The sequence below is a fragment of the Microcystis sp. genome, assembly GCF_048564745.1.
In the GTDB taxonomy this organism is placed as follows: Bacteria; Cyanobacteriota; Cyanobacteriia; order Cyanobacteriales; family Microcystaceae; genus Microcystis; species Microcystis ichthyoblabe_A.
Genome location: NZ_JBLZRT010000071.1, coordinates 1 through 4,749, shown reverse-complemented (window position 1 = coordinate 4,749; position 4,749 = coordinate 1). Strand labels below are relative to the sequence as shown.

5 protein-coding genes and 1 pseudogene are annotated in these 4,749 nt (G+C 39.9%); 5 read left to right on the top strand and 1 reads right to left on the bottom strand.

From position 1 onward, the window contains the following. Positions 1–420: pseudogene (locus ACOCD9_RS09390) on the top strand (hypothetical protein); the annotation flags it as partial. Positions 421–782: 362 nt separating this feature from the next. Here ACOCD9_RS09390 and ACOCD9_RS09385 read toward each other — a convergent pair. After that, positions 783–1,259 (bottom strand): peptidase C15, encoded by a 477-nt coding sequence (locus tag ACOCD9_RS09385; protein WP_287703870.1) that lies wholly within the window; start codon positions 1,257–1,259, stop codon positions 783–785. Between the two features lie 247 nt (positions 1,260–1,506). Here ACOCD9_RS09385 and ACOCD9_RS09380 point away from each other — a divergent pair, with 247 nt between their 5' ends. From ACOCD9_RS09380 to gmd, 4 genes are all read left to right on the top strand, one after another. Continuing rightward, complete coding sequence (locus ACOCD9_RS09380) at positions 1,507–2,562, top strand: metallophosphoesterase family protein (protein WP_287703868.1); 1,056 nt, start codon at positions 1,507–1,509, stop codon at positions 2,560–2,562. Positions 2,563–2,577: 15 nt separating this feature from the next. After that, entirely contained in the window at positions 2,578–3,465 is an 888-nt protein-coding gene (locus tag ACOCD9_RS09375) for a ParA family protein (RefSeq protein ID WP_287703866.1), read from the top strand. A gap of 12 nt (positions 3,466–3,477) precedes the next feature. Continuing rightward, positions 3,478–3,822: a TIGR03792 family protein gene (locus ACOCD9_RS09370; protein WP_287703864.1), complete on the top strand. Its 345-nt coding sequence runs from the start codon at positions 3,478–3,480 to the stop codon at positions 3,820–3,822. Between the two features lie 122 nt (positions 3,823–3,944). Next, the coding region (gmd, locus tag ACOCD9_RS09365; RefSeq protein ID WP_419547207.1) for a GDP-mannose 4,6-dehydratase at positions 3,945–4,749 on the top strand (805 nt) is incomplete at its 3' end.

Below are 4,749 nucleotides of genomic sequence, written 5' to 3'. Positions count from 1 at the left end.
TTGCTTTTAAATGTAGTTCTCAAAAGTCTTTTATATCCCCACGAATTAACTTTAGATTTAGCTCAAGCAAGTTTACCCTATCTAGAGGAATTAGCTGATAGTTTGATCCCGCAAGCTTTTCAGATAGCATCACGAGTCACCAACGAACAACAAAGTCCCGCTTTTGGAGTAGAAATTATTAAACTTTGTCTGCAATTAAGACCAAATGATCTGAGTCTTTTAGAACAGTTAGTTAACCTCTATATTTTAGCCGAAGACTTTGATAATTCTTTGATAACTGCCTATCAATTGCGAGAAGTTTGTCTAACCCCAACCCTAAAGTTATACAGTAATTATCTAATTTTATTAATACTTTTGCGCTGGGGAGTTTGGCAAGAAATTGATAGTATTTATCAAGAAAATCATAATTTATTACACTAATTAACCCGTCAGAAAAATATCACTTTAGAACCGATTATTAAAACTAGCTTTCTCAATATTTGTAGTCCCCTACCCTACCTAGGCGATCGAGCTTTAGCCAATCGACAATTAACTAATCGCGTCGTTGAGGAATGTTAGTGAAGATTCCCAATGTTTAGGTTAAAATAGAGGGGCAAAAGTTGCAACTGGTTCAAGCCAATGATAGTAGGATCACCCCTCTACAGCAAAGAAGAATTTGCCCGACGTAGCAATGAGATTTATTAGACTCAGATGCGCTCTCAAGTCGAGGAGGGCAATTATGGCAAAATACCAGTAAATCCTTTTTCCTTTTTCCCTTGAAACTTACTCTCGAATTATATGAGCTAACTGCTAAGGGTGATAATTTTCTGAAAATCCCTTTGAATAATAGCAAAATTTTTATCAGTTAAAAGTGGCACATGAATGAATAAGGCTCTCGGATGATATTTTAAGACTTGAAAATATAATTCTTCGCAGACAAACTGACCGGCATTATCGCTGATATAACTATAGTTAAGGTTTTTAATTAAATCTGGCAAGGGAACTGGTGTCAATAACTTTTTTGTACTACTCCTAGCCTGAGATTCTAAACTTAAACGATAACGACTTTCTGCCATACCACAACAAATAACTAAATCAGTTTTTTTGTCTTGAATAGCTTTGATAACTCGTTCACTGGCTCGATGGGTATTAACGGGAAGTTGACGCAAAAATAAAATATTTTTTGCATAATTATCTTGAATAGATACTAACAAATCATCGGAGGAATTACTCCGGTGATGGCATAACCAAGGCGCAAAAGAAGTTAAGAGAATTGTCAAGTTATCTCCTGATGGTTAATTGGGATAATAGACCTCTTGCATAAATCCGAAAACAAACGATAGAAATAATAATGGGAGGGACTTTCAGTTAATTATTTATTAGTAGTTGATAATCTTCAAAAATGTTGCTGTACAAGGATCGACTTAAGACTTTTGCAAGAGGTCTAATCAACAAAAAAGCGATCGAAGGGACAAAAATTGCTACACTAACTGACGTGACCTCAATTAAAGACGAGATTGATAGCCTATGCAACGCCGTAAATTTTTGCTTATTAGTGGCAGTTTAGGCGGTTTTAGCTTGGTAGCTTGCGCTGATCAAATTTTACAGCCCGTTACTTCCAAAAATCCCCCTGAGTCTCCTGTTAAGCAAGCACAAAAGGCGAAAAAAGTCAAGATAATCGTGATTAGTGACCTTAATAGTCAATACGGTTCCACTACTTACGATCCCGAAATCGATCGAGCTATCCCTTTAATTATCAATCATAAACCCGATCTGGTTCTCTGTGGTGGCGACATGGTGGCAGGACAAAAAAGCAGCTTGACAGAGGCAGCAATTAACGCCATGTGGTCAGCCTTCGATCGCCATATCGCCGCGCCCCTGCGAGCTGCTAAAATACCTTTTGGTTTTACCATCGGTAATCATGACGCTTCTGGAGCTTTATCCGCAGGAAAATTTATCTATGCTCAAGAGAGAAAATTAGCCCAGGATTATTGGCAAAACCCCCAACATGAGACAAGTTTAAATTTTATCGATAAAACTGGCTTTCCTTTTTATTATACTTTCACTCAAAATGGTATATTCTATCTAGTTTGGGATGCCTCCACTCATTTAATCTCTCGGGAACAACTAAATTGGGCAGCAAAAAACTTGAGTAGTAGCGACGCTAAAAATGCTAAAATGCGGCTAGTAATCGGTCATTTACCCCTCTACGGTATTGCCGTAGGCAGAAATCGACCAGGGGATTATTTAGCCGATGCCGAGCAATTAAGAGCGTTTTTAGAGGGTCATCAGGTGCATACTTATATTAGTGGCCACGCTCACGCTTACTATCCGGGTAAACGGGGGCAATTACAATTATTACACGCGGGAGCTTTAGGCAGTGGACCGCGACGATTATTGAACAGTGAACAAGCGCCTAGAAAAACCCTAACAATTGTCGATATTAATCCCCATCAACAGGAAACAGTTTACACCACCTACGACATGAAAACCCAAGAAGCGATCAATATTACCAGTTTACCTCCTCTGATTATGGCTCCCAATGGGCAGGTTTTACGTCGAGATATTCCATCGGTTAACTAGAAAGGAATTCCCATCATGGCCACTGTCATCAGCACCGTTAATATGAAAGGAGGAGTAGGAAAAACTACCCTTACCGTCAACCTTGCCACCTGTTTAGCTAAATTTCAGCAAAAACGAGTCCTTGTCCTCGATTTAGACGCTCAAATCAGTGCGACTCTTAGTTTAATGTCCCCCCACGAATTTGCTCAACTGCGTCGCAAAAAACGCACTTTAAGCTATTTATTAGAAGCAATTATCAAACCCAATCCCTACAATAAATTAACTATTGATGATATTATTGTCCCTTCAGTCTGTGAAATTCAAGGCTTAGATCTACTGCCGGGAGACATCGAGCTTTATGATGAATATATCGTCTCAGAAACCCTGCACCATCAAGCAATTCTAGAGGAAGATTTAGGCTTTGATCATGCTTGGAATAACCTGGAAAGAATCTTAATTCAAAAAATCATTGATCCCATTCAAGACCGTTACGATTATATTATCATGGACTGCGCTCCGGGCTATAATCTTTTAACTCGTAGTGGTCTCTGTAGCAGTCATTTTTATTTACTACCTGCCCGTCCCGAACCTTTATCAATTGTCGGCATTCAGCTATTAGAAAGAAGAATAGTTAAACTGAAAGCTAGTCATCAAGAAACTGACCCGATTAACCCCGGTTTACTCGGTATAGTTTTTATTCTTTCCGGTGGTGGTTTACTCAGTCGCTACTATAATCAAGTCATGCGCCGGGTACAACAGGATTTTCAAGCCCATCAAATTTTTGCTAATGCGATTCCTATGGATGTTAATGTAGCTAAAGCTGTGGATATGTTCGTGCCTGCGGTAGCAGCCATGCCCTCTTCTAGTGGTTCTAAAGCTTTTATGAAACTCACAGAAGAATTCTTGATGAAAACCAAAAAATAGGAGATAATTACTATGGTCATTGAGTGGTTAGAATTTCAAGTTAAACCCGAAGCGCGAGAAAAATTTATCCAAAAAGATCAAGAAATTTGGACAAAGTTTTTAGCAAAACAAGCGGGTTTTTTAGGTAAAGAACTTTGGATTAATCCCGCCATCGAGGAAGAATTAATTATCGTTGTCCATTGGCAAACAGAAGAACAGTGGAAAGCTATCTCCAAAAATTTACTTGATGACACCGAATCCAAATTTTCCCTCGCCATGGGAAAAGATAATTATCGACTGCTCAAAGTCAAGGAATTTCAAGTCAGAAAATTTCGAGAAAATTTTCAGAACAATTTAGAATCTATGCAGCCCAGATAAAAAATCAATTCATCTTTTTGTCCCCTGTCAACCTAGCCAAACTTGTCCTGAGGGGCTAAAGTGTGCTATAAGCAGTCAGACCCTTTCAGGGTCTTTATTCTTCCCGATTAGGCAAATTACTGATGACTGAAGCTAAACGCGCCCTAATTACCGGCATCACCGGTCAAGATGGTTCCTATCTGAGCGAATTATTATTAGAAAAAGGTTACGAAGTCCACGGTATCATCCGTCGTACTTCAACTTTTAACACCGATCGCATTGATCATATCTACACTGACCCCCACCAGCCCGATACTAAATTATTTCTTCATTATGGCGACCTCACCGACGGGACGACCCTGCGGCGTATTCTCGAACAAGTGCAACCGGTAGAAGTGTATAATTTAGGGGCCCAATCCCATGTGCGAGTTAGTTTTGATGCTCCAGAATACACCGTTGATGCTGTGGGGGTGGGAGTTTTAAGATTACTAGAAGCAATTCGGGATTACCAAAAAAGAACCGGCATCGAAGTGCGTTTCTATCAAGCAGGTTCCTCGGAAATGTTCGGGAAAGTCATGGAAGTTCCCCAAAAAGAAACCACGCCATTTTATCCGCGCAGTCCCTACGCTTGTGCGAAAGTTTACGGTCACTGGCAAACAATCAACTATCGGGAATCCTACGACTTATTTGCCTGTAACGGCATTTTATTTAACCATGAATCCCCCCGGCGTGGAGAAACTTTTGTCACGCGCAAAATTACCCGCGCCTTGGCCCGAATTATTGCCGGACAACAGAAAAAACTCTATTTAGGAAATCTCGATTCTAAAAGGGATTGGGGTTATGCTAAGGACTATGTGCGGGCGATGTGGTTAATGTTACAACAGGAAGAACCAGATGATTATGTGGTGGCGACCAATGAAACCTATTCTATCCGGGAGTTTCTCGATA

Excerpts from the sequence above, each read along its gene's own strand:
- ACOCD9_RS09380 (WP_287703868.1), top strand. The coding sequence starts at position 1,507 with ATGCAACGCCGTAAATTTTTGCTTATTAGTGGCAGTTTAGGCGGTTTT.
- ACOCD9_RS09375 (WP_287703866.1), top strand. The coding sequence starts at position 2,578 with ATGGCCACTGTCATCAGCACCGTTAATATGAAAGGAGGAGTAGGAAAA.
- ACOCD9_RS09370 (WP_287703864.1), top strand. The coding sequence starts at position 3,478 with ATGGTCATTGAGTGGTTAGAATTTCAAGTTAAACCCGAAGCGCGAGAA.